The sequence below is a fragment of the Mycobacterium sp. NGS40 genome (assembly GCF_059812735.1).
On sequence record NZ_JCALDG010000006.1, the window covers coordinates 22,184 to 45,496 of the forward strand.

General features: G+C 67.1%; 21 protein-coding genes. 9 read left to right on the forward strand and 12 right to left on the reverse strand.

Annotation, left to right across the window (positions count from 1 at the left end; genetic code table 11):
• Positions 1–149 precede the first annotated feature (149 nt).
• Entirely contained in the window at positions 150–1,001 is an 852-nt protein-coding gene (locus AC5Y5O_RS11150) for a hypothetical protein (protein ID WP_096289858.1), read from the forward strand.
• A gap of 22 nt (positions 1,002–1,023) precedes the next feature.
• On the opposite strand, the gene AC5Y5O_RS11155 is transcribed toward AC5Y5O_RS11150, so the two are convergent.
• From AC5Y5O_RS11155 to AC5Y5O_RS11175, 5 genes are all read right to left on the reverse strand, one after another.
• A complete protein-coding gene (locus tag AC5Y5O_RS11155) occupies positions 1,024–2,964 on the reverse strand; it encodes a glycosyltransferase (protein WP_096289857.1) in 1,941 nt (646 codons plus the stop codon).
• A complete protein-coding gene (locus AC5Y5O_RS11160) occupies positions 2,961–4,424 on the reverse strand; it encodes a flippase (RefSeq protein ID WP_096289856.1) in 1,464 nt (487 codons plus the stop codon). The genes AC5Y5O_RS11155 and AC5Y5O_RS11160 overlap by 4 nt, the downstream gene beginning before the upstream one ends.
• A 6-nt stretch (positions 4,425–4,430) precedes the next feature.
• The gene (locus AC5Y5O_RS11165) at positions 4,431–5,879 is read right to left on the reverse strand and encodes a sugar transferase (protein WP_243394217.1); all 1,449 of its coding nucleotides are present in this window, start codon (positions 5,877–5,879) and stop codon (positions 4,431–4,433) included.
• A 209-nt stretch (positions 5,880–6,088) separates the two neighbouring features.
• Positions 6,089–6,652 carry a dTDP-4-dehydrorhamnose 3,5-epimerase family protein gene (locus AC5Y5O_RS11170; RefSeq protein ID WP_096289854.1) on the reverse strand — a complete coding sequence of 188 codons (564 nt, stop codon included), beginning with the start codon at positions 6,650–6,652 and terminating at the stop codon, positions 6,089–6,091.
• A gap of 43 nt (positions 6,653–6,695) precedes the next feature.
• Complete coding sequence (locus tag AC5Y5O_RS11175) at positions 6,696–7,853, reverse strand: PPE family protein (RefSeq protein ID WP_096289853.1); 1,158 nt, start codon at positions 7,851–7,853, stop codon at positions 6,696–6,698.
• A gap of 468 nt (positions 7,854–8,321) precedes the next feature.
• Here AC5Y5O_RS11175 and AC5Y5O_RS11180 point away from each other — a divergent pair, with 468 nt between their 5' ends.
• From AC5Y5O_RS11180 to AC5Y5O_RS11190, 3 genes are all read left to right on the forward strand, one after another.
• A complete protein-coding gene (locus AC5Y5O_RS11180; RefSeq protein WP_500025169.1) occupies positions 8,322–9,020 on the forward strand; it encodes a TetR family transcriptional regulator in 699 nt (232 codons plus the stop codon).
• Between the two features lie 120 nt (positions 9,021–9,140).
• Complete coding sequence (locus AC5Y5O_RS11185) at positions 9,141–9,848, forward strand: TetR family transcriptional regulator (RefSeq protein WP_096289851.1); 708 nt, start codon at positions 9,141–9,143, stop codon at positions 9,846–9,848.
• Between the two features lie 74 nt (positions 9,849–9,922).
• Complete coding sequence (locus AC5Y5O_RS11190) at positions 9,923–11,902, forward strand: hypothetical protein (RefSeq protein WP_096289850.1); 1,980 nt, start codon at positions 9,923–9,925, stop codon at positions 11,900–11,902.
• Between the two features lie 27 nt (positions 11,903–11,929).
• Here the strand turns inward: AC5Y5O_RS11190 and AC5Y5O_RS11195 are convergent, their stop codons facing one another.
• Both AC5Y5O_RS11195 and metG read right to left on the reverse strand, forming a co-directional pair.
• Entirely contained in the window at positions 11,930–12,295 is a 366-nt protein-coding gene (locus AC5Y5O_RS11195; RefSeq protein ID WP_096289849.1) for a PAS domain S-box protein, read from the reverse strand.
• A gap of 129 nt (positions 12,296–12,424) precedes the next feature.
• Positions 12,425–13,981, reverse strand: coding sequence for a methionine--tRNA ligase (gene metG, locus AC5Y5O_RS11200; protein WP_500025173.1), 1,557 nt, complete (start codon positions 13,979–13,981; stop codon positions 12,425–12,427).
• 18 nt (positions 13,982–13,999) lie between these two features.
• On the opposite strand from metG, the gene AC5Y5O_RS11205 reads away from it, so the two are divergent.
• The 5 genes from AC5Y5O_RS11205 to AC5Y5O_RS11225 all read left to right on the forward strand — a co-directional run bounded on the left by AC5Y5O_RS11205 (position 14,000) and on the right by AC5Y5O_RS11225 (position 20,033).
• A complete protein-coding gene (locus AC5Y5O_RS11205) occupies positions 14,000–14,860 on the forward strand; it encodes a TatD family hydrolase (protein WP_500025175.1) in 861 nt (286 codons plus the stop codon).
• Positions 14,861–15,003: 143 nt separating this feature from the next.
• Complete coding sequence (locus AC5Y5O_RS11210) at positions 15,004–16,131, forward strand: resuscitation-promoting factor (RefSeq protein WP_207768592.1); 1,128 nt, start codon at positions 15,004–15,006, stop codon at positions 16,129–16,131.
• Entirely contained in the window at positions 16,095–17,024 is a 930-nt protein-coding gene (rsmA, locus tag AC5Y5O_RS11215; protein WP_096291339.1) for a 16S rRNA (adenine(1518)-N(6)/adenine(1519)-N(6))-dimethyltransferase RsmA, read from the forward strand. Before AC5Y5O_RS11210 ends, rsmA begins: the two co-directional genes overlap by 37 nt.
• Positions 17,025–17,102: 78 nt before the next feature.
• Positions 17,103–18,056 carry a 4-(cytidine 5'-diphospho)-2-C-methyl-D-erythritol kinase gene (locus AC5Y5O_RS11220; RefSeq protein ID WP_423790933.1) on the forward strand — a complete coding sequence of 318 codons (954 nt, stop codon included), beginning with the start codon at positions 17,103–17,105 and terminating at the stop codon, positions 18,054–18,056.
• 339 nt (positions 18,057–18,395) lie between these two features.
• On the forward strand, positions 18,396–20,033 hold the full coding sequence (locus tag AC5Y5O_RS11225; RefSeq protein WP_096289845.1) for a fatty acyl-AMP ligase: 1,638 nt from the start codon (positions 18,396–18,398) through the stop codon (positions 20,031–20,033).
• Positions 20,034–20,134: 101 nt separating this feature from the next.
• Here the strand turns inward: AC5Y5O_RS11225 and pth are convergent, their stop codons facing one another.
• From pth to AC5Y5O_RS11250, 5 genes are all read right to left on the reverse strand, one after another.
• Positions 20,135–20,710, reverse strand: a complete 576-nt coding sequence (gene pth / locus AC5Y5O_RS11230) for an aminoacyl-tRNA hydrolase (protein ID WP_096289844.1) — start codon at positions 20,708–20,710, stop codon at positions 20,135–20,137.
• Positions 20,711–20,722: 12 nt separating this feature from the next.
• Positions 20,723–21,382, reverse strand: coding sequence for a 50S ribosomal protein L25/general stress protein Ctc (locus AC5Y5O_RS11235; protein ID WP_096289843.1), 660 nt, complete (start codon positions 21,380–21,382; stop codon positions 20,723–20,725).
• Between the two features lie 140 nt (positions 21,383–21,522).
• Positions 21,523–22,392, reverse strand: a complete 870-nt coding sequence (locus AC5Y5O_RS11240; protein ID WP_500025181.1) for an oxidoreductase — start codon at positions 22,390–22,392, stop codon at positions 21,523–21,525.
• Between the two features lie 63 nt (positions 22,393–22,455).
• Positions 22,456–22,644: a DUF4926 domain-containing protein gene (locus AC5Y5O_RS11245; protein ID WP_165796469.1), complete on the reverse strand. Its 189-nt coding sequence runs from the start codon at positions 22,642–22,644 to the stop codon at positions 22,456–22,458.
• A gap of 27 nt (positions 22,645–22,671) precedes the next feature.
• Positions 22,672–23,301 (reverse strand): LpqN/LpqT family lipoprotein, encoded by a 630-nt coding sequence (locus tag AC5Y5O_RS11250; protein WP_500025429.1) that lies wholly within the window; start codon positions 23,299–23,301, stop codon positions 22,672–22,674.
• Positions 23,302–23,313 lie beyond the last annotated feature (12 nt).

Genomic DNA, 23,313 nt, shown 5'->3' on the forward strand with positions numbered 1-23,313 from the left:
GAGCAACCCCGCGCCGGGGAGCTCCGCCACCCGCGGGCCGGCCCGGCGGTACGGGGGAAATCGCCGGGGCTACAAGAACTCCCACGTGCGCAGTTGCCGACCGCGATACGCAAATTCCACGGTCTCGGGATGGTAGCTTTAGTGACCAAATGCCCAAAGAGACGCTCAAGGAAAAGATCCGGCGCATCCTCGGCACCCAAACGCGGGATCAGCTCAAGGATCTGATCCTCTTCGATCATTCTCAGTCGCTGAAGGCGAACCATCCGAATCCGCTGAACCGCGCGGGCAAGAAGTGTTTTTCGTCGACGGACGAGGACGGCATCACGCTGGAGATCCTGCGCCGCGTCGGCCGGCTCGAGGACGGCGTATTCGCCGAATTCGGCGTCGGCGACGGGACGGAAAACAACACGCTGATTCTCGCCGCGCTGGGCTGGAAGGGCTTCTGGGTCGGGGGACAGGAGCTGGCGGTCACCTACCCGGACGGTCCGCACTTCACCTACGAGAAGGCCTGGATCACCGCGGAGAACATCCTGGCGCTGAGCGCGGCCTGCCTGCGGCGCATCGATGCCGGCGCGGTCGACGTCGTCTCGCTGGATTTGGACGGCAACGACATCTACCTGATCGAAAAGCTGCTGGCAGACGGGATGCGACCGACGCTTTTCATCGTCGAGTACAACGCCAAGTTCCCGCCGCCGGTGAAATTTCAGATCAGCTACGACCCCGACCACCAATGGCAGTCCGACGATTACTTCGGGGCGTCGCTGAGTAGCTTCGTCGCCATGTTCGCGCGCTTCGACTACCGGCTGGTGTGCTGCAATTCCCATTCGGGTACCAATGCCTTTTTCGTCGACAGCGCGCTGTCGCAGCACTTTGCGGATGTGCCGACCGACATCGGCGAGCTCTACGTCGAACCCCGGTACTTCCTCTATTCCGGCCGGTACTCGCAGCACCGGACATCGCTGCGCACGATCGAAAAGATCCTGGGCCCGCGCGAGCAGTAAGTCCGAAGCGGCACAACCGGATTCACAGCACCGCGTTGATCGCCTCGATGTAGGCGTCGGTCATCGCCTCCACCGTGTAGTGCTTGTGCATGCGTTCGAAGCCGCGCCGCCCGATCGGCGGCAATTCGTCGGGCTGCGCGAGGATGCCGGCCAAGCGCTCTCGCCATCCCGACACCGACACGGGATCGACGAGGAATCCCGCCTTTCCGAAATCCAGCATCTCCGGCACGGCGCAAATCGCGGACGCCGCAACCGGTATCGACCGGGCCATCGCCTCGAGAATCACCAGCGGGAAGGCCTCGGAGCGGCTGGGAACACACAGCAGATCCGCGTCGGCCAGCGCCGTCTCGGGGCCGGGGACCCAGCCGCGCCAGTGCACCCGGTCGCGCAATTGCGCGGGCGTTCGTGCCTGCAGTCTCTCCCGGTCCGGGCCGTCACCGAAAATCGACAGCTGCCAAGGCATATCGGCCAGCCCGGCGAGTGCCTCGACCAGCAGGTGCGGATTCTTGTGCTCGAGGATGCGCGACAACATCACCAGGTGCAACGGCTCGCCGGCGGTCCTGGTCCGGGCCGGTGGCACGGGATCGCCGGCCCGGGCGACGCCGTTGGGGGCGACGAAACGCCGGCCCCACAGCCGATGCTGTGCGGCCAGCATGTCCCAATGCCGTTGCGCCAGAACGATGAACCCGTCCGCCCGGCGCATGGCGACGGTCAGCGGCCGGGAATAGATGGGCCGGTCCTGCTCGGGAGGAACATGCGGCGCGACCAGCCAGCGCCGGCCCTTGCCGGCCGCGCGCCACAACGTCGCAAAGCCCGCCTCGGTGTTGGTATCGGCGGTGATCAGCACGGCCGGGCCCTCGGGTAGGTCGATCACCGGCGCCCACCAGGGCTGGCGCACCACGCGCACGGTAGCCGGGATCTCGGCGATCAACGGGCCGAACCGCTGCACGCAGACGATGGTGACCGAGTAGCCGCGCCGGTCTAATTCCGTTGCAAGCAAAGCCTTTTGGCGTTCAGCGCCGCCGTAGACCAGGCGGTTGCTGGAGATCACGATCGACGGCAGGTCGGTGCGGCGGGCGACGGGCACCTCGCGCCTGGACCGCTGAACGCGGTGCAGCAGCGTGGTCCCGGCCAGATACAGATCCGCGTGATGAACGCTCTTCTGGTGCTCGAGCAGTAGCGCGGTGTTGGTGCGGGCCAACTCCAGTTCGCGGCGGCGCTGGTCGCCCCGGCCGGCCACCGGGCCGCCCCGATCGACACCGAGCTCGTCGGCCAGCAGCAACCGCCAGCCCGCCGCGCGGGCCCGCGCCTGCCAGTCGGCTGTTTCGCCGTAGCCGAAGAACTCTTCGTCGAAGCCGCCGATGGTGTTCCACGCCGCGCGGTTGATCGCCAGACAGGTGCCGTCCAAATCGCCGTCGAGACTGTCTGATTCGAGCGGCGGTCGGGCATAGTGCGGTGAGATCGGGGTGCCGCGCAGCGAGTCGGAGTAGCCGGCGTCGGCCATCAGCGCGCGGGCGACGGTGTGGCGCCGGGTCGCGACGTCCCAGGGCTTGCGGCGGGCCGCCGTGTCCTGCGCCATCGGCGAGACCGCCGCGACTTTCGGCCGGCGCAGCAACTCCCGGGTGCGCGTCAAGGGCCCCAGCAGCCGGGTGTCGGCACGCAGCAACAGCAGATCGGCGTCGGGTGGCGCATGCTGCACCAGCGCGTTGTATGCCGCCGCGACACCGACATTGGCCGATCCGGGCACCCAGTGCACCGTCGGGTACCGGGTGGCCGGCTCGCCGCAGGCATAGACGTAGACCGGCAGCTCGGGCAGGTGCTCGGCGACGCCGGCCAGGCAACGCGCCAGCGCGTCAGCGGAGCCCTGCGCGACGATCAGCACCGCAAGTGACCGCGTCGACGGCAGCGCGGCCGAGTCGCCGACCGGTTGCTTGAGATAGGACCGATCCAACTCGTGCTTCATGCCGCGAGCTGACTCCGGCGCAGCGAGTTCAGGTCCGACCAGCGCAGCGGACCGACCGCCGCGCTGGTGGCCAGATAGACGGCCGCGGCCACCGCCAGGACGACAACCACGTGATGGCCCGAAAGCAGCAGTGTGACAACGACACTGGCGCCCGTCGGCACCAGCACCCGCAGCAGGAAGGCCATCGGTGTGCGGTAGCCGCAATGCCGGCGCAGCCACCAGCTGCTGATCACCATGTTGAAGAACTCCGTGCACACCAGCGCGACACCGGGCCCGACCGCACCGTAGCGCCCGGCCAGTGAGAGGTTGAGCGTGACGTTGAGTACCAGGGTGGCGATCGTCAACCAGAACAGGATCCGCTGATGATGGCTGGCGACCAGCCCCTGGCCGAGCGTGCCGCTGACGAATCGCAGTGCCGCGGCGATGAATAGCAATGCCAGGGTCGGGGTTCCGCGGGCGACGAACGCCTGGTCGCCGAAGAGCCCGATCAACGGACCGGCGAGCAACGCGCCGATCACCGCGACCGGCACCGCGACGAAGTACATCAGCTCGACGCTGCGGCGCAGAAAGCCGGCGAACGCGACGACGTCACGCGCGAACAGCTCGGTGGCTGTCGACAGCGTCGACTTCAGGAAGATCAGCGACACCACGATCGTGTTGAAGGCGATCGTGAAGGCCAGGCCGTACACACCGACCTCGGAGTGGGTGCTCAACAGCGACAGGATCACGCCGTCGGCGCGGCAGTACAGCAGCCCGACGACGAGGAATCCGATCAGCGGCAGGCTTTCCCGCAACAGGTCGGTGGCCTCGCGCGGCGCGAAGACCGGCCGCACCGAGATGTGCCGCATCGCGGCGGCGCCCTGGATCAGCAGCGCCACGGCGGGCGGAATGAGTTGTGCGACAGCGAACCAGATGACGTCGGCGCGCTGTGCCACCAGGATGGCGACCATCGCCAGCGCGCCGAGGCGGCCGACGACGTCGGAGATCGCCACGGCGGAGAACCGCACGGTGGCAAGAAACACCGGCTCGAACCGCGTCACCATGGTCTGCATCAGCAGCGCCCCGGACAGCACGATGAGCATCACCTGCACATCGGAGTCGTGATAGATCAGCAAGCCCGACCCGGCCGCCAGCAGTGCCAGCGGAACGCAGTAGACCAGGGCCATACCGCTGTTGACGCGGACCAGGCGCTCGAGGTCGCCGCGGCCGGAGGTCACCCGCCGCACGATCACGGTGGCGATGCCGAGGTCGGCCAGGCTGGTCCACATGGCGATGAACAGCATCGCGATGGACAGCAGACCGTACCGCCCGGGACCCAGGTAGCGGGCGGTCATGGCCACCGACACCACCGAGGCCATCATGCCCAGCGCGCGGCAGATCAGCTGGATGGAGAACGCGTGAGCCATCCGCCGCAGCGGCACTGACGGTACGACCGCACCGGGTGCCGTCGGCTCAGTCATGACTCCCTAGTATGCGCCGTGACTTGTCAGGACGGCCTTGACGGTCTTGGCGATGATCATCAGGTCGCCCGCCATCGACCAGTTGTCGACGTAGGACAGATCCAACCGGACGGTTTGCTCCCAGGAAAGTTCTGAGCGACCGCTCACCTGCCACAATCCGCTGACGCCCGGCTTCACCAGCAGCCGGCGCGCGACGTCACCGTCGTAGTTCTCGACTTCCCGGCGCAGCGGCGGGCGCGGCCCGACGACACTCATGTCGCCCCTGATCACATTGATGAACTGCGGCAGCTCGTCGATGCTGAAGCGGCGCAGGATCCGGCCGACCGGCGTGACGCGCGGGTCGCGGCGCATCTTGAACAGCATGCCGCCGGCGCTTTCGTTCTGCGCCAGCAGCTGGTCGAGCTGCTGGTCGGCGCCGTCGGTCATCGTGCGGAACTTCAGCATCGTAAACGGGCGGCCGTCCATGCCGATGCGCTCGGACGGGTAGAAGACGGGTCCCTTACTGGTCAGCTTGACCGCGATCGCCGCGACGATCAGCACCGGCGCGGTCGCGATCAGCGCGGCCAGCGAGAAACAGAAGTCGAAGGCCTGCTTCTGAAAGCGCTGGGTGCCTTCGTATTGCGGCTTCTCGACGTGCAGCAGCGGCAACCCGGAGGTCAGCTGCAGGGTCAGTCGCGCTTCGGCGACGTCCATCACGCCGGGTGAGACGACCAGGTCGACGTCCTTGGTTTCCAGCTGCCACATCAGTTCTCGGATCCCGCGGACCCCGAAGTGCTCGGTCCGCGTCACCGCCACGGTGTCGGCACCGCAGTTGTCGATCGCGTCCACCGCGTGGCTTTCGTCACCCAGGATCGGGACCTCGCGGCCCTCGACCACCAGGGTGTTGCCGCGCGACGGGCCGTATCCGGGAATGCAGACCCCGACCACGACGCACCCCGCCCGGGGGTCGCGGGCCAGCTCGTGCGCGAGGTGCGCGACGGCCTGGCGGTCACCGACCGCGAGGACCTTGGTCTGGCATTGGCCGCGGGCCCGCTTGCTGCCCAGGTGCTGGCGCCACAGGCTGCGGCTGGCCAGCAGTCCGAAGGTGCCGGCGGGCAGCGCGATCGCGAGGTAGCCGCGGGCCAGGTCGACCTTGGCGAGCAGGGTGACCATCGCGATGATGCCGAACGTCCAGAACGACGCGCTGCCGATCCGGCGGTACTCGTCGATGCCCGACCCGATGATGCGCGCAGACCGCGTCTGGAACACGGCGAGCGCCGACAGCCACAGCGCCGCGAAGAGAATCGAGAACAGCGTCATGACCGGTCCCGAGTAGGCCGAGGTCCGGGCCGGCGACTCCCCGAACCGGACGAGTTGGGCGAGCATGACCGAACCGGAGACGATCAGCGTGTCGCTGGCGCGCAGCCGTCCCGCGTACAGGTCTTGCCAGCGGCGAGCGGCCTTGGTGTCGGGCATCGGCGCCGACTGAGTGGCCAGCGCGGAACCAGGAAGTCGACCACCCGGCAACGAGATCATCCCTGTTGCCCTCCGCTTATACGGTCGCTGGTTGGGGCGGAACGCCGTCGCGGACGGTGCCGGAGACATCGGCATGATCATGGCTCGGCGTCCTCAGCTCGCACATGACGGGTAGATCACCTGAGGAGCCGGCGCGGTCGCGGCGCCCCTCAGCATGATGCGGCGCTCACAATCGGCACGGGCCGCGGCGCGTACGCCGGCCAGCTGGCGTCCTCCTCGGAGATGACGGTGACCGGCAGCGGCCACTCGATTCCGAATTCCGCGTCGTTCCAGCGCAATCCCTGCTCGTCGGCTGGCTCACGATGACCGCTGACCTGGTAGTTGACCTCGGTGTTGGCGGTCAGCGTCTGAAAGCCGTAGGCGACGAAGGGCGGCAGGAACAGCGCCCGGTGATTGTCGGCGTTCAGCTCGACCATCATGTGGTCGCCAAAAGTCTGCGAATCGGGCCGGATGTCGACGACAGCAGCGGCAATGGCACCGCGGGTGCAGCGCAACAACCGGGACTCGACGAAGGGCGGCACCTGAAAGTGCAGACCCCGCACCGTGCCGCGGGTGTAGTTGAAGAACACGTCCGTCTCGGTGACTTTGAACGTCAGGCCGTAACGATCGAACTCCTTGGCGGAGAACAAGCGCGACGAAAAGCCGCGGTGGTCCCGCTGCGGTTCGATGTCGACGATGGTCACGCCGGCGACCTTCGTTGGCGTGTACTTCACCTACCGCTCCTTCTGTACAAGGCATTCATCGGAACCCATGTCCTTATCCGGCGGCGAACGGGCGAGCCATCGCGGTGGGGATGAGCCCGTAGCGAGGAACCGGAGGAGTGCGCGGCGCGGTGCCACGCGCCATGGGCAGACCGCCCAGCATGTTCGGCATCGAGCTGCCGTTGAGGGCGATGTTCGGCAGCGCGGCGGCCGCCATCGGGGTTTGCGGGATCACGCTGGTCCAGGCCGTGGGCACCGACATCGGGCCCAGGTGGGCCGCCGTGCCGAGGCTGCCGATTACGCTCGATCCGATGTTCGGCAGCGCCGAGGCCGCACTTGCCGCACCCGACGCCGCACCCTGGGCGGCGGCCGCGGCGCCCTCCGCGGCCGTCCGGGCCATACCCTGCGCGGTCTGGGCCATCGACAGCACGGAGGACATCCCGTACAGCGGGGTGGCGCCCGCGTTGAGGTAGTTCGGCAGCCAGTTGGGCACCTGGGACGCGAGGTTGGTCAGCGTGTCCGAAACTGCGGTGCTGGTGCCCGTCGACACCGTGCTGGTGCCGGGCGTGGTGAGCGACTGCATCGTGGTGGGCACCTGCGAGACCAGGTTCGCCAGATCTGCGTGCTGCAATCCGGTGGAGACCGTGGCCTGGCTGACGGCATTGCTCTGGGCGACCAACCCGGCGTCATCGGTGACCTTCGGCGGAAGGTTGAACTGGGAGACGTCGCAGACGGCCACCGAGTTTCCGGCGTACTGGTACATCGCCGCGGCGTCCTGGGCCCACATCTCGCCGTATTCGGCTTCGTTGGCGGCGATCGCGGCCGAGTTCTGGCCGAAGAAGTTGGTGGACATCAGCGTCGCGAGCTGGACCCGGTTGGCCGTCACCACTGGCGGTGGAATGGTCATCGCGAAGGCGGCTTCATAGATCTCGACGGCGAGCGTGGCGTGGCTGGCCGCCTCCTCCGCCCGCGCGGCCGCGCCCGACATCCACGCGACGTACGGACCGAAGGCCGACGCCATGGTCAGCGAGGTGGGGCCCAGCCACCGTCCGGTGGTCAGTCCACTGATCAGCGTTCGGTATGAGCTCGCAGCCGAATGCAGTTCGGTGGCCAGGTTGGCCCAGGCCACCGCAGCCATCGCCATCGAAGACGGGCCGGGGCCGGCGTACATCCGCGCGGAGTTGATCTCCGGGGGCAAAGCGCCAAAGTCCATTGTCTGAATCCCTGGGTCAGCGAGCCGCGCGGGCCGGTGCGGCCTGGCTGGTCGACTGAGTGACGACGAACGACATGTTTTCCATCCCCGAGAGGTTCGCTATAACAAACTGGCTAGTTGATAATAGCGTAAAAAACATACCAATAGTCAACGTTCTGCGAGTGATGCTGACTACAGGTATCGAGGTTCTGGTGAACACAGCCGCTAATTTTGTGACCGTGCTGCTAATCTCAGAAACAGTTCAAATGTCGTCCCGAGAATCGCGGTGCGGGTTTGCGCCAACCGCTGAAGAGCCGAGGTGTGCGCCCTGCTCGAGGAAGGCATCATCGATATGATGGCGATCACCCCAGGTCAGGGCCTCGCAGCGGGGACACATGCGGGCCTAGCAAGATTCCGCATCGGCAGGGGATTGCCGCCGGCGAGCGATCGGCGATCCCCCGGTGCCGGAGAGCCGAGTTGTCCGCTTCGATGACGAGCCATTCAACCGACGGACGGGCCGATGCGGCCCGCCGACACATCCTGCGCGCCGCATCGCACCAGTTCGCCCGGCGTGCCTATCACGAGGTGGGGCTCGACGACATCCTCGCCGAGGCCGAACTGACCAAGGGTGCGATGTACTTCCACTTCCGGTCGAAGCACGCCTTGGCGGTCGCGATCATCGACCGGCAGACCGAAGCGGGCGCCCTGGCCGTCCAGGACCTGGTGACGCGCGGTCTGTCGGGCCTGGAGACGCTGATCGATTTCTCGTACCTGATCGCGATTCAGGACAGCAAGACCGACCAGGTCAGGGCGGGATTGAACCTGATCGAGTCGGTCGGGCGTTCCGAAGGACTACAGGAGAAGCTGCTGGATCAGTGGATCAAAGCCCTGGGTGACGTCGTGCAACAGGCCATCGCCGAGGGCGACGTCGACGAACGGTGCGAACCGTTGGACGTGGGACGCATGATGGTGTCCCTGCACATGGGGCTGCGCAAGACCAGCAATCTGGACGATCCCGAGCGGTTCCTGCTCGACCTGGAAAAGTGCTGGGGCCTGCTGTTAAGCGGGATCCTGCAACCCGACCGCGACGACTACTTCCGTCAATTCCTGCGGCGACGTGCCGCGCTGGCGGTCAACACCAGTTCAACCCCCGCCGCGCCCCCGTCGACCGCCGACGATTCGCCGTAACCAGGGCGAACATCCCGGCCGGATTTGCGACTGCTGTTAATCTTGATTCTGTTGCAGCGCAATGTGAGACGAGATCACCGTTATCTGCGCGCTCGATGACACTCCGGAGGAGCAGGGGTAATGGCGCGCCAGGTCCGGTCTGAGGTCACCCGGCGAAAGATCCTTACCGCCGCCATCGATGTGTTCGGCGAGGTCGGCTATTCGGCCGCCGGCTGGGGCACCATCATCGAGCGCACCGGGATGACCAAAGGCGCCCTCTACCACCACTTCGATTCCAAAGAGTCCCTCGCGTCGGCCATCATCGAGGAGGGTGCCGACACGCTGCTCAACGCGTTCCGGAACGTGTGCGGGAAGGCCTCACCGGGGCTGGAAAACCTGCTGCATGGCACGTTCACGATCGTCGGGATGCTGAGCTCGGACCAGACCGCCCGCGCCGCCGAGCAGCTGACCTGCACGTTGCGCGGTTTCAACCAAGCGGCGGGGCACTTCTGTGCAGGCATGGTTGAGCTGCTGGCCGCCGAGGCCAGGCGGGCGATCTCCGAGGGTGACCTGCGCCCAGACCTCAATCCCGAATGGGTCAGCGAGACCATCGTCGGCGCCATGTTCGGCGCCCGGGCGCTGGCCGACGCGATATCCGGTCTGGATAAAGAGGGTGGCGGCACCGGTGACCTCGAGCGCTTGACCCGGGTGTGGGAACTGCTGCTCCCCGGCATCGTCTCGGAGGCGTCGCTGGCGTACTTCCGTCAGTTCCTTTCCCGCGAGGCCTTGCGCCATGCCCGGCCCGCTGCGATGCGTCGCGACAGCGCCGCGGTCTCGGAAATCGGGTGAGCCTGGGCGAATGCCCACCGCGGGCCTCGGCCCGCCGCCTGGACTGCGCGCCGTTTCGACAACGTACCGAAAGAATGCATACTGTTCCGGTGGTGTACCAGAAGTATGTAGCCAGGCTTGCTGCTCTGGCCGGTGTGATCGGGTTCCTGGTCGTGAGCGCCCCACCCGCGGGCGCCGCGCCCTCGGATGCGGGTACGACGACGGACTCGCTGACCCTGTCGCTGGCCGACCTCGGGTCCGCGCCCAACCTGGAGTTCTGGGGCCTGACCAGCACACAAGTGCTTACCGTGCCGGTGCTGCGCGGGCTGACGCCGACCGCGCTGAACACCACCGTCGAGCTGCCGATCAATCTGCGGACGGGCACGCTCACCGTGAGCCAGGACCAGCGCACCCTGGCGCGGCTGAACCTGCCCGGCACGGACAATTCACCGCTGGTCATCCCGCTGGCCGGTGCGGAAGTGGTCGACAACTGGCTGACGATCACGTTGCGGACCTACCTGGTGCCCCAAGACGGGGTCTGCCTGTACCCGGAAAGCCCGCTGCGGCTGTCCAGTCCGTCGATCAGCTACACCGGCGTCGAACAGCCGCCCACCACGGTGGCGCACTTCTTGCCGCCGGTGTTGAAGAAGCTGAGCATCTACCTGCCGCAATCGCCGTCGTCCTCGGAGTCGGACACGGCGATTCAGCTGGCCGCCTCGGCCGCCTCGCGTTATGGCCGGCAGAACCCCGAGATTGCCGTCGTCCCATTGCCCGAAGGACAGGTCGCGCCGCCGGCACCGCCGCAATCGCTGGAACGCCAGATCGTCGTCAAAGAGGGGTCGGACAACGGGCTGGCCCTGCAAGGCTCCGGTGCGGCGACGTACCTGCTGATGTCGGGACCGCTGGGGGAGGCCGACGAATCGGATACGGCCGTGCTGTTCAATGACCTGTCCCAGCTGGCGGTTTCGTCCAAGGCCGTCGTGGAACAACTCAAGCCCAACCCGCAACAGCCCGGCGACAGCACGACCATGCGCGACCTCGGGCAGACCGTCGCCAACGCCACCTCGCTGCAGCCGCGGGTGTCGATCGGGTTGGACCAGACCCGGTTCGGCAGGTCCATCCGCAACGTGCGCGTGCATCTGCAGGGCTCCTACACCCCGACCCCGTCCAATATCGGCGGTCAGGTCACGGTCAACATCGGCCCGGAGACCATCGATCACTTCCCGACCGACGGCCACGGCACCATCGACCGCTGGGTGGATGTGCCCGACCGGCTGCTGCAGCGTTACACCAGCCTCGACGTGGTGCTCGATGTGGCCAGCAACGTGGGACACTGCGGGGACTTCTACACCGCCGGGCCCGGGAACCAGCTACTGACGCTGAACATCAACGGCGACACCACTATTGAGAGCAAGCCCGCCACACCGCCGGTACCCGACGGCTTCCAGTCGCTGCCCCAGGCGCTGATGCCCCGGGTCCAGGTGGGCATCGAGGCTCACTCGCTGCCGGACACCCTGCGCGCCGTCAGCCTGGTGGTGGGTCTGCAGCGAATCAGTTCGACGCCCATCTACACCCATGTGACGAGCGTGCAGCAGGCCATCGATTCGTCGAATCCCGCGATCCTGATTTCGGCCGACGGGTGGAACCATTCCAACGTCGTACTTCCGGTGTCGGCGGGACCCAGCGGGCCGATCACCGTCAACGCCTACACGGCCGACGGCAAACCGACCACGCTCGCGCTGGATCCGGTGATGAAATTCGGTTCTCTCCAAACGGTTTTCAACCATGGCCGGTCACTGCTGGTCGCGACGTCCAACGGCACGTCGGCTCAGGTCGACGAGCTGATCCGGTGGCTGGGCGGTGACAACAACAAGCGCTGGCAGCGGCTCAAGGGTGTCGCGGTGGTCGCCGTGGCCGGACAGGACCCGGTGACCGTCGAACACTCGCCGACGGCCGGTCCGGTCAACGCACCCGAGGACCACTCCGACCTGGGGTGGCTGTGGTGGGTGGGCGGCGCATGGCTCGCGGTGACCGTCGTCGGTGCCGGAGTGATCGTGCTGCGAGCCCGGCGCTGATCGGCGGGCTCAAGGGTTCACGGGACGTCAGCGCTCGTCGTCCCACAGCTGCTCGGTCAGATCCTGGAAGGTCGCCAGGGCGAATCGGTCGTCGGCGCGCATCCCCACTGATTTGCTCATCAGCGCACGCACGACCGACCCGTCCTTGTGTGCCAACTCGACGACCTCGTTCGCCAGGGCATGGACAACAGACAGCAGCGAGGATTCCGAGTCGGGAGCCCGGTGGAAAACCTCGCCGAAGCGCAGCGCCAGCACCTCTTCGGGTTCGTAGCCGACCATCTCCGCAAATGCGGTGTTGGTGAACAGGATCGCCCCGTCGTCGCCGACGGCCAGCACTGGGACCGGAATCCGCTCCAGCACCACCAGGGCAGGCAGCTGCTTCAAGGTGGTCATCGGCGATTGATTGTGCTGGTGCCGATTCTGTCGTCGCTCCACAGAGCGATTATGGTCTATGCCAGAGGTCATGTTGCACATATTTCCTGTCGTGTGCCCTGACGGCGGTTTGCTGCCATTCGTTTTCGCTCACTCGTCTTCGGAAGCTGGCTGGTATCGGGGGAACACCCCGGTAGGCGCCGGCAGCACCGAGCCAGGGGTTAGCCGCGCACCGATCGCGGCAAACGTCCGCCGGCCGTCGGCCTGCCCGAGTAGGTCCAGCAACTTGCCGGCCGACTCCGGCATCACCGGCGCCACCAGCAGTGCCGCGATGCGGACCGCCTCGCAGGTGACGTAGAGCACGGTCCGGAAGCGCACCTGGTCCGCCTCGGATTCGCTCTTGCGCAACACCCACGGCTGCTCGGCCGAAAAGTATCTGTTGGCCTCGCCCAGCATCAGCCAGATCGCCTCGAGTGCCAAGTGCATGGCCTGCTCGTCGAAATTCGCGCGCACCCGCTCCAATAACGCGTCGGCCGTCGCGAGCAGGTCGGAGTCGGCGGCGGTGAACTCACCGGGTTCGGGCATCACGCCGTCGAGGTTCTTGGCGATCATCGACAACGAACGCTGCGCCAAGTTCCCCAACTCGTTGGCCAGATCGGTGTTGATCCGGTTGATGATGGCCTCTTCGCTGTAGCTGCCGTCCTGGCCGAACGGCACCTCGCGCAGCAGGAAGTAGCGCAGCTGGTCCACGCCGAACGCATCCGCCAGCGCCACCGGGTCGATGGTGTTGCCTACCGATTTGCTCATCTTCTCGCCGCGGTGGTGCAAGAACCCGTGCGCGAAAACCCTTCTCGGCAGCTCGATTCCGGCCGACATCAGAAACGCCGGCCAGTAGACCGCGTGGAACCGGATGATGTCCTTGCCGATCATGTGCAAATCGGCGGGCCAGTAGCGGCGGAACAACTCCGAGCCGGTGTCGGGGAATCCGGCACCGGTCAAGTAGTTGGTCAGTGCGTCGACCCAGACGTACATGACGTGGTCGGGGTGCTCGGGCACCTGCACGCCCCAGTCGAAGGTGGTTCGCGAGATCGAGAAATCGGTCAGCCCGCCCGAGACGAAGCTGACGACCTCGTTGCGCCGCACCTCGGGTCCGATGAAGTCGGGATTGGCCTCGTAGTGGGCCAGCAGCTTGTCGGCGTAGGCCGAGAGCCGGAAGAAGAACGTCTGCTCCTTCTCGCTCCAGGTCACCGGCGCGCCGGTCTCGGTGGCGATCCGGGTTCCGTCGACCACCTCGGTTTCCGAGTCGCTGAAGTAGCGCTCGTCGCGCACCGAGTACCACCCGGAATAGGTCGCCAGATAGATGTCTCCGGCCGCCTGCATGCGCCGCCAGATCTCCTTGGACGCCTCGTGGTGGTCGGCGTCGGTGGTGCGGATGAAGCGGTCGAACGAAATGTTCAGCGCTTCCTGCATGCGTTGGAACACATCGGAATTGCGCCGGGCCAGCTCGGCGGTCGGTACCCCCGCGGCGGCCGCGGTCTCGGCGACTTTCTGGCCGTGCTCGTCGGTCCCGGTCAGGAACCGCACGTCGTAACCGTCGAGCCGCTTGAAGCGGGCGATCGCGTCGGTCGCGATGTATTCGTAGGCATGACCCACGTGCGGCGCGCCGTTTGGATACGCGATCGCAGTAGTGACGTAATAGGGCCTCATCGAGATTCACCCTATTGTGTGCGCGTGAGCTCCAGCCGACCTGGTAAACGAGAAGCGCCACCCGCCCCGGCGCCGCTGGCGCCCCTGATCGATGCGCACACCCACCTCGACGGCTGCGGCGCCCACGACGCCGCCGGCGTGGCGGCCATCCTCGACCGTGCCGCCGCGGTGGGGGTGGGGGCCGTCGTGACGATCGCCGACGATCTGGACTCGGCGCGGTGGGCGGCCCGGGCTGCCGGCTGGGACCCGCGTGTGTACGCCGCGGTGGCGTTGCACCCCACGCGCGCGAACGCCCTCGATGACGCGGCGCGCGGTGAGATCGAGCGACTGGTCGCCGATCCCCGCGTGGTGGCCGTGGGGGAGAGCGGAATGGACCTGTACTGGCCCGGTCGGCTGGACGGCTGCGCCGCGCCCGATGTGCAGCGGGAGGCCTTCGCGTGGCATATCGACCTGGCCAAGCGGTGCGGCAAGCCGCTGATGATTCACAACCGGGACGCCGACGCTGCGGTGCTCGACGTGCTGGACGCCGAAGGCGCTCCCGAAACCGTGATCTTCCACTGCTTTTCGTCCGACAGCGCGATGGCCCGTCGCTGCGCCGACGCCGGGTGGTATGTCAGCCTGTCCGGAACGGTGAGCTTCCGGAACGCGCGCGCGCTGCGCGAGGCCGTGCCGCAGGTGCCGGCTGAACAGCTGCTGGTGGAAACCGACGCACCGTTTTTGACACCACATCCTTATCGCGGCGCGCCCAACGAGCCGTATTGCCTTCCTTATACTGTTCGTGCGATCGCGGAACTGCTCGATCGTCCGGCGGAGGAACTAGCCCGAATCACCACGAGCAATGCCGGACGGGTCTACGGACTCGTCGAATCGGGCGGGTGATTTCCACAACATATTCGCGCCGGAGTTGCTCCAGCTTGACCGGTTCGTTACCGTCTTGTGATCGAATTGTTGGTTTATTGCACTGTTGTCGAATGCTGCTGGGTAGGTCGTTAAGTGGTTGCTGAGGTCGGGGTAGACGCGCGTTGACTGTACTGAGAAGGCTTCATCAGACCCCATCGCCGATGTTGCGGCTCGTCGTTTCAGGGCTGCTGGTAGCGCTCGCGGTCGCCGGCGGTTTCGCGGTCTCGGTGTCCAAGACGGTGACGTTGACCGTCGACGGCATCGCGATGCGGGTGACGACGATGAAGTCGAAGGTGATCGACATCGTCGAAGAGAACGGCTACGTCGTCGATCAGCGCGACGACCTGTACCCCGCCGCCGACGTGCAGATCCACGATGCGGACAAGATCACGCTGCGCCGCAGCCGGCCGCTGCAGATCTCGCTGGACGGCAGCGACACCAAGCAGGTGTGGACGACCGCCTCCACCGTCGACGAAGCGCTGGCGCAGCTCGCGATGACCGACACCGCTCCGGCAGCCGCCTCGCGCGCCAGCCGGGTTCCGCTGGCCGGCATGGCCCTGCCGGTCGTCAGCGCTAAGAGCGTCCAGATCAACGACGGCGGCAACATCCGCATGGTGCACCTGCCGGCGCCCAACGTCGCGGGATTGCTGAGTGCGGCAGGCGTGCCGCTGCAAGACAGCGATCAGGTGGTGCCCGCCGCGACGGCGCCGATCGTCGACGGCATGCAGATCCAGGTGACGCGTAACCGCATCGAGAAGGTCACCGAGCGGGTCCCGTTGGCGCCCAACGCACGCAAGGTCGAAGACCCCGACATGAACATGAGCCGCCAGGTTGTCGAGGACCCGGGGAGCCCGGGCACCCAAGACGTGACCTACGCGGTGGCCACGGTCAACGGAGTGGAGACCGGCCGGCTGCCGATCGCCAACATCGTGATCGCGCCGGCGCGCGACTCGGTGGTGCGGGTGGGCACCAAGCCCGGCACCGAGGTGCCGCCGGTGACCGATGGATCCATCTGGGATGCCATCGCCGGCTGCGAGGCCGGTGGAAACTGGGCGATCAATACCGGCAACGGCTATTACGGCGGCGTGCAGTTCGATCAAAGTACGTGGGAGCGCAACGGCGGGTTGCGGTTTGCCCCGCGCGCCGACCTGGCCAGCCGCGACGAGCAGATCACGGTCGCCGAGGTGACCAGGGAGCGCCAGGGTTGGGGCGCCTGGCCGGTGTGCAGCGGAAGAGCCGGTGCGCGCTGACAATCCAGCTGCTCGGACGAACCGATATCAGGCGGCTGGCCAAAGAACTTGAATTTCGGCCACGAAAATCGTTGGGCCAGAACTTCGTCCACGACGCCAATACCGTCCGGCGGATAGTTTCGACTTCTGGAATCGGCCGCGCCGACCACGTCCTGGAGGTCGGCCCGGGTCTCGGCTCGCTCACCTTGGCGCTGCTCGACCGCGGTGCCACGGTCACCGCCATCGAAATCGACCCGGTGCTCGCCGAGCGGCTGCCGCAGACCGTCGGTGAGCACTCCCACAGCGAGATCCAACGGCTGACGGTGCTCAACCGCGACGTGCTGAACCTGCGGCGCGACGAGCTGGCCCCCGGGCCGTCCGGCCCAACAGCCTTAGTCGCGAATCTGCCCTACAACGTCGCGGTCCCGGCGTTGCTGCATCTGCTCGCCGAATTCCCGACCCTCGCGACCGTCACCGTGATGGTGCAGGCCGAGGTCGCCGAGCGGCTGGCCGCCGAGCCGGGCGGCAAGGAGTACGGCGTGCCCAGCGTCAAGGTGCGCTTCTTCGGGCGGGTTCGCCGGTGCGGCATGGTGTCGCCGACCGTGTTCTGGCCGGTGCCCCGCGTCTACTCCGGGCTGGTCCGCATCGACCGGTACGACCGCGCGCCATGGCCCACGGACGACGCCTTCCGGCGCCAGGTGTTCGAATTAATTGACATCGCGTTCGCGCAACGGCGCAAGACGTCGCGCAACGCGTTCTCGGAGTGGGCGGGCTCGGGCAACGAATCGGCAAATCGCTTGCTGGCGGCCAGCATCGATCCCGCCCGCCGCGGCGAGACGCTGTCCATCGACGACTTCGTGCGGCTGCTGCGCCGGTCCGGCGACCCCGCGCAGCCGCAGGCATCCGGCGGCTGAGCCCGGCGCCGTTGCGTGTGGTTCGCCTGCCGCAGCGATAGTCTGCTGCCGTGGCGGTGGTTGGCTGGGAGACTGCGCATGTCTGACGGCAGCACCGCCGCGCAGTGGGTGCCCACCGGGTCCGTCACCGTCCGCGTGCCCGGAAAGGTCAACCTGTACCTCGCGGTCGGCGACCGGCGCGACGACGGCTACCACGAGCTGACGACCGTGTTTCAGGCCGTCTCGCTGCTCGACGAGTTGACCGTGCGCAATGCCGACGTCTTGTCGCTTGAGCTGGTCGGCGAGGGTGCCGACACGCTGCCCACCGACGAACGCAACCTGGCCTGGCAGGCCGCGGAGCTGATGGCCGAACACGTCGGCCGCGCGCCCGACGTCTCGATCATGATCGACAAATCCATCCCGGTGGCCGGCGGCATGGCGGGCGGCAGCGCGGACGCCGCGGCGGTGCTGGTCGCGATGAACTCGCTGTGGGAGCTCAACGTGCCGCGCCGCGATCTGCGCATGCTGGCCGCGCGGCTGGGCAGCGACGTGCCGTTTGCCCTGCACGGCGGCACCGCATTGGGCACCGGGCGGGGCGAGGAGCTGGCCACGGTGCTTTCCCGCAACACCTTCCACTGGGTGCTGGCGTTCGCCCACGGCGAGTTGCTCACGCCAAAGGTGTTCGGCGAGCTCGACCGGCTGCGGGAAACCGCGAACACGCCGCGGCTCGCCGAGCCCGGGCCGGTGCTGGCCGCGTTGGCCGCCGGCGATCCCGAACAGCTGGCACCGCTGCTGGGCAATGAACTGCAGGCGGCCGCGGCCAGCCTGAATCCCACGCTGCGGCGCACACTGCGCGCGGGGGAAGAGGCGGGGGCGCTGGCCGGCATCGTGTCCGGCTCGGGCCCGACGTGCGCGTTTCTGTGCAGTTCAGCGTCCTCGGCGGTCGACATCGGCACGCACCTGTCCGGCGCCGGTGTATGCCGCACGGTCCGCGTCGCCACCGGTCCGGTGCCGGGCGCCCGCGTGGTCCCGACGCCGATGACCGACGACTGAACGAGCTGTGAAATCCGACTCAAATTGCCGAAATGGTGGGTTGCTACTTAAGAGGAGTTTAAGATAACTCGCGGTGACCACTATCGATCAGCTCGAGCATTCGGTCTGGCCGTCCGCCGGAAGTTGCGGTGGACGGCCGCTTGGTCGATGCCGACCGGGCTTGGCGGGTCGGGGTCGTCGCGCTGATCGGGCAACCGGAGACGGGGTTGCTGACCAATCACTATTTCGAGATCTAACCGCTTCCCAACTGTGCTCGCGCGCCTGCTGCAAAGTGTTGCCCGGCGAGCGGAACATGAAATTTCGGGTCTTGGGGATAGCGCCGGAACCGAGGAGGTTTGCGTGAGCAGGTTTACCGAGAAGATGTTCCACAATGCCCGGGTCTCCAAGAAGGGCATGGTCACCGGTGAACCCCACGAGCCCGTCCGCCACACCTGGGGCGAGGTCCACGAGCGCGCGCGCTGTATCGCGGGCGGCCTGGCCGCCGCGGGGATCGGCCTCGGTGACGCCGTCGGCGTGCTCGCCGGCTACCCGGTAGAGATCGCCCCCACCGCGCAGGGTCTGTGGATGCGCGGCGCCAGCCTGACCATGCTCCACCAGCCGACTCCGCGCACGGATCTGGCCGTGTGGGCCGAGGACACGATGAACGTCATCGGCATGATCGAGGCGCAGGTCGTGATCGTCTCCGAGCCCTTCCTGGTCGCGATTCCGGTGCTGGAAGAGAAGGGCATCAAGGTTCTCACCGTCACCGACCTGCTGGCGTCGGAGCCGATCGACCCCATCGAGGTGGGCGAGGACGACCTGGCGCTGATGCAGCTGACGTCGGGCTCGACCGGCTCGCCGAAGGCCGTGCAGATCACCCACCGCAACATCTACTCCAACGCCGAGGCCATGTTCATCGGCGCGCAGTACGACATCGACAACGATGTGATGGTCAGCTGGCTGCCCTGCTTCCACGACATGGGCATGGTCGGCTTCCTCACCATTCCGATGTACTTCGGCGCGGAGCTGGTCAAGGTCACGCCGATGGACTTCCTGCGTGACGCGCTGCTGTGGGCCAAGCTGATCGACAAGTACAAGGGCACCATGACCGCGGCGCCCAACTTCGCCTACGCGCTGCTGGCCAAGCGGCTGCGCCGCCAGGCCAAGGCCGGCGACTTCGACCTGTCGACCCTGCGCTTCGCGCTGTCCGGCGCCGAGCCCGTCGAGCCCGCCGACGTCGAGGACCTGCTGGACGCGGGCAAGCCGTTCGGCCTGCGATCCTCGGCGATCCTGCCGGCCTACGGCATGGCCGAGACGACGCTGGCCGTGTCGTTCTCGGAGTGCAACGCCGGTCTCGTCGTCGACGAGGTGGACGCCGACCTGCTGGCCGCCCTGCGCCGGGCCGTACCCGCGACCAAGGGCAACACCCGCCGGCTGGCCACGCTCGGCCCGCTGCTCAAGGATCTCGAGGCCCGCATCATCGACGAGCAGGGCAACGTGATGCCCCCGCGCGGTGTCGGCGTGATCGAGCTGCGCGGCGAGTCGCTGACCCCGGGCTACCTGACCATGGGCGGCTTCATCTCCGCTCAGGACGAGCACGGCTGGTACGACACCGGCGACCTCGGCTACATCAACGAGGACGGCCACATCGTGGTGTGCGGCCGCGTCAAGGACGTCATCATCATGGCCGGGCGCAACATCTACCCGACCGACATCGAGCGGGCGGCCTGCCGCGTCGACGGTGTCCGCCCCGGTTGCGCCGTGGCGGTCCGCCTCGACGCCGGCCACTCACGCGAGACGTTCGCGGTCGCGGTCGAGTCCAACGCGTTCGGCGACCCGGCCGAGGTGCGCCGGATGGAACACGAGGTCGCCCGCGAGGTACTCAAAGAGGTCGACATGCGGCCCCGCAACGTCGTGGTGCTCGGCCCGGGCACCATCCCGAAGACGCCGTCGGGCAAGCTGCGCCGGTCCAACTCCGTAACGCTGGTCACCGGGTAGCGATTTCCCGCGGCGTGCGGTGTGCGCTGAGGGATTTGACTGTGCGCTGGCGGCGGCGACACGCCGGGCGGGGTCGCCCCTGGACGCACACCTGACGTGAATTACCAGGCGTGGACGCGGTTCTGCGCCGGCTCCAGCCCCAGCTCCATCAGCAGCTCGGTGGCGTCGGCGGCCTGCTCGCAGATCGTCGGGACTTCGGGCCGCTCGCCCGCGGTGAAGTTCTCCAGCACGAACGCCGCTGGATCCTTGCGTCCGGGCGGACGCCCGATGCCGATGCGCACCCGCTGAAAGTCCTTGGTGCCCAGCGCCGAGGCCACCGAACGCAGCCCGTTATGGCCGCCCTCGCCGCCGCCGAGCTTGAGCCGGATGCGACCGAAGTCGAGGTCAAGTTCGTCGTGGACGACGATGATGTCGGCCGGCGCCACCGAGTAGAACTTGGCCAGCGGGCCGACCTGGCGGCCGGACTCGTTCATGTAGCAGCGCGGCTTGGCCACCAGCACCGAGTGCCCGGCGAGCCGGCCGTTGACCACTTCGGCGCCGGAACGCTTGTGCACCTTGAACTTTGAGCCCAGTCGCGCGGCGAGCAGGTCGGCAACCATGAACCCGAGGTTGTGCCGGGTTCGGGCGTAGTTGTCTCCGGGATTGCCCAGGCCGACCACCAGAAGAGGATCGGCCACGTCGTCGACTGCCTACTCGGACTCTTCTTCGGAGGCCTCGGCTTCGCCGGCCCCCTCTTCCGCGGCTTCGGCACCCTCGCCGGTCGTGCCCGCGCCCTCTTCCTCGAGGTCGGCGGCGGTCGGAGCGTTCACCACGTTGACCACCAGCATGTCCGCGTCGGAGACCAGGTTGACGCCCGACGGCAGCGGGATCTGACCGGCGGTGAACTGGGTACCGGGTTCGGCGTCCTCGACCGAGACGGTCAACTGCTCGGGAATCGACAAGGCCTCGGCCTCGATCTCGATGGTGTTGGTCTCCTGAGTGACCAGGGTGTCCGGTCCGGCCTCACCCTCGATCACGACCGAGACCTCGACGACGACCTTCTCGCCGCGGCGCACGACCAGCAGGTCGGCGTGCTGGATGTTGCGACGGATCGGGTGGATGTCGAGCGCCTTGGTCAGCGCCAGCTGTTCGGAGCCCTCGATGTCCAGGGTCAGCACCGCGTTGGTGCCCGAGTGCCGCAGCACGGCCGCGAAGTCGTGCCCGGGCAGTTCCAGGTGCCGGGGCTCGCTGCCGTGGCCGTAGAGGACCGCGGGAATCTTGCCCTCGCGCCGGGCCCGCCGGGACGCACCCTTGCCGGTCTCGGCTCGGACCGTGACGCTGAGTTGGTTGACCGCGGATTTCTTAGCCATCGTGTCGCTCCTGTGTGCTTTGTACCTAAGTTTCCAGGCACGGCCAGGGTCGCGACATATGTCGGTCTCCGTCGATAACGGTGCCGGCTAGCAGCCTGCACCCTCGCCGTGACGCCCGGCCAGGGTAGCGCATCGGCACCTCAGAGCGGAAATTTGGTGCTGGTGAGCTGCTCGGAGACCTCCCAGAGCGCGGTTGCCGCGGTCGGATCCTGAGCGTGCCGGCTGCGGCTGACGGGTTGGGTTCGGCCGATCCAGCCGAACTTGGGACCGATGAACGTGTCGCCCGGCAGGTCGTGCGACGCGGCGTACAGCGTTTGCTGCGCGCCGAACTCGGGGCTGGTGGCCACCACCCGGGTCACAGCCGACATCATCGCGTCGCCCAGCCTGCGGCCGGTGGCGCCCTGCAGATTGGTGTGCGAGTAACCGGGGTGGGCCGCCAGGGAGCGCAGCGGTGAACCCGCCAGCTTGAGCCGGCGCTGCAGCTCGTTGGTGAACAGCAGGTTGGCCAGCTTCGACTGGCTGTAGGCCAGCCAGGGCGAGTAGCGCCGGTTCTTCCAGTTGATGTCGTCGAAGTCGATCCGGCCGGCCCAGTGCGCCATCGATGTCAGCGTCACGACCCGGTCGGTCAGCTTGGGGAGCAGCAGGTTGGTCAGCGCGAAGTGACCGAAGTGGTTCGTGCCCATCTGGCTCTCGAAGCCGTCGGCGGTCAGGGCGAACGGGGCGGCCATGATGCCGGCGTTGTTGATCAGCACGTCGACCGTGTCGACCCCCTCGGCGAACAGGTGAATCGACGTCAGAGCGGCCAGATCGAGTTGACGCACCTCGACCCGGCCGCGCATGTCGCGAGCGGCCTTCTCGCCCTTGCGCGGGTCGCGCACGGCCATGATGACCGTCGCGCCGACTCGGGCCAGCTCGCGTGCGGTGATCACACCCAGCCCACTGTTGGCGCCGGTGACAACCACGGTGCGCCCGGCGAATGACGGCAGATCGGCGGCGGTCCAGTCAGTCATGAGTGACAACCCTAGTGTTCGAGGGCTCGCGGCGAGTCGGCAGTCTCGCGGCCAGGCGTTGTGCTACTGCGGCCGCCAGATGACCTCGAGGTCCTCCTGCGCGACGTGGATGATCACCAAGGGTCTGTCGCCGGAATCCGGGAATTCCACCAGGTATGCCGTCGGCTGGCCGCGAACCTGAAAAGCGTTGACAACAGTGCCTTTTGAACCGGCCGCAAGGCTGTGCTCGGGTAGCGGCCGGCGTAGTCGCACGGCATCGCAGTCTTGGGGTCTCACAAGCTATTTCGCCGCGACGACGAATCCGTGGATGATCGTGTCGATGTCGGTCGACTGCGCGGCGGCCTGGTCGGCCAGGCCGGTGATCGTGAGCTGGACGAAGTAGCGCTGCTTGGCCGGCGGCGACCCGGTCGGCAGCACGATCCGGTTCCAACTGTGCAGCCGGGTGCCGTTGTCGCCGTTGTAGCTGCCCTGGATCATCGCCGAGGGAAAGCCGTTGTAGGGCTGCATCGAGGAGTCCAATTGCTTGAAGTTCTCGAACAATTGGGCGTCGTCGTTGCCGTGCTTGATGACCTGCGCCGGGTCGAAGTCACCGTTCAGGGCGAACACCACCAGACGCGCGGTCGGATACTTCTTGTCCTTGGCCAAGATCACCGTCTCGGGCGTGATATGCGGATCCGTGAACGGCGACCAGCCCGGCGGTGTCGGTATCGACACCGACAGATCGGTCAGGGTGCTCGGCGCTACCTGCTTGCCCGTCACGCCGATGCTGTTCAGATACTGCGACAACGGAACCGGTTTCTCGACCGTGGTGGTCGTCGCCGTCGAACTCGTCGTCCAAACCGTCGAGTAGTCAGGAGCTTTCGGCCCACAAGCGACCACAGAAAGCGCCGCCGTCGTCAGCGCGGTAATCGTGGCAGCGGC